General features: G+C 63.8%; 1 protein-coding gene. It reads right to left on the bottom strand.

The annotated features are described in order from the left end of the window. Window positions 1-647 precede the first annotated feature (647 nt). Complete coding sequence (locus CR165_RS24105) at window positions 648-1,505, bottom strand: hypothetical protein (RefSeq protein WP_109519413.1); 858 nt, start codon at window positions 1,503-1,505, stop codon at window positions 648-650. Window positions 1,506-1,828: the final 323 nt, after the last annotated feature.

Genomic DNA, 1,828 nt, shown 5'->3' with positions numbered 1-1,828 from the left:
AAAACCTCAGCGGGCGATGGGCCGTACATAAAGGGCGAAGCTCGGCCTGTCTGTACGGTATCGCGCAGGCCCTTCAGGCCAGCACCGGCGGGAGGCGCCGGCCATGGCTGATGCCACTCAGCATCCAGGACCACGCGCTGCTCAAAGCCTCCGTTCCACCGGGCACCACCGCGAGGTGCTCCATGCGCGGGTGATGTGCTCGGCCCCCGAGGTGAGCGCCAGCGGATACCATGCGTGGCGGCGGCAACCACTGCGCTGCCCATGGCCAATGGCGCCTGCTCGCCCAACACGGCATCCTCTGCTCGATGAGCCGGAAAGGCGATCGCCGGGACAAGGCCCCCGTGAAAGCTTCCTCGGCAGCCGAAAGACCGAGCGGAGGCAGGATGAGCCCTTCGAGAGCCAACAGGCCGCCAGCTCCGCTTTCTCCGGCTTCACCGGAGGCTTCTGCGATCGGCAGCGCCTCCGCTCGGCGACCGGCGGCAAGGCGCCGACCGGGATGGAACAACTCGCCGCGGCCACCTCGGCCCCAACCCGTGCCCACTGAAACGGGGTAGGGCCAAGCCAGGCAGGCTGAACACTACGCCCACCAGACCGGCAGAAGCTCCGGAGGCTGTCGGCCAGACCGCTCGGCCGGCATGCCCGAGCCGTCAGCCCGGGCTGGTTGGCGAGCCAGCCACCGCATAGCCGGGCCACTCGAAGGCTGGCCGCTGCTGCTCTACGACCCAGCGCAGCACCCTGGGGTCGCGGTCAAGCAAGTATTGCCAACCTCGCACGAGTTCCACGAGGAGCTGGTCAGGCGAGAGCTGCCGCTCGCGCAAGTCGCGGTCGATGCCGGCAAAGGTAATCATGCGCTGGCCGCATTCGTGCTCGGCCAGGATGCGGTCGGATTCCTCGTTCACCCGCCTGCCGAGCTCCGCGTCCCGGAACTGCCCTACGGCCCTTGTGTGCAGGACCGGAACGCCATCGATCATGCCGAGGCCCTGGTAGCCAAGGAGCTTCGGCCAGAGCGAATCAAGTCCCCACCCCCAGCCCGTCGTTGAGAGATCGAAGGTGGGCAGGAGCTTCTCCAGCGCAGCCCGGCTAAAGCCTGGCACCATGATTTCCACGAAGCCGACACGGCGCGCAAAGAAACTCTGATTCCGCATGCCGATGTAATGGGCGTAGTGCGACCCCTCATGCAGGCCCGGCGCGAAAAGCTGGAACTGCAGCGCGCGTGCCGCATCGAACATCGCGGTGATGGTGTCCTGCGTGGCCAGAATGTCATCGTCCGGCAGCCAGATGTGGTCGTATTCCCGCCAGCCATTCCAGTCGTTGAGGAGCTGCCGGAGGCCTGTCCACTTCGGGCCGGGAATAACGTGGCCCACGATACAGTCCAGGTCTGTCTGGGGCGGGATCTCTTGGAACGGACAAAGGTAGAGGTCCCAATCCCGTGGCTTGCCCTGGTCTATCCAGCACCGGTGCAGCGAGTTCTTGCCCACACGTGCCAGGATCAGGTTCTTTCCCATGTAATTCCCCTTGCCCGACTGATCGGACGGCGGCTGGTTTTAAAATCAAACAAAATCCGGACTCAGCACCCAGCCGCTCGCAGGCTGCAGGGCGTTCGTCTGTACGATATGAGACATTCCGCTTGTAGATTTATTGTTATATTCCGATTTCGTAACCTGCGCTCAGTTTACTGGTTGCTGGTCCTTCTGATGTTTAAGGCCTGTTAGAGCTTGAATGCTACTCCCATGTTTTGGGTATGGCGAAGGGCAAGGACGAGCAGCTTCTCACGGATGCGACCTGGGCGGTGTGGGAGCCGCTGATCGAGGCGGCCAGGCCTCACGGT

The sequence above is a fragment of the Teichococcus aestuarii genome (genome assembly GCF_003116135.1).
Lineage (GTDB): Bacteria > Pseudomonadota > Alphaproteobacteria > Acetobacterales > Acetobacteraceae > Pseudoroseomonas > Pseudoroseomonas aestuarii.
The sequence above is the reverse complement of the archived record's forward strand: the minus strand, read 5'-3'. Positions and strand labels throughout refer to the sequence as shown.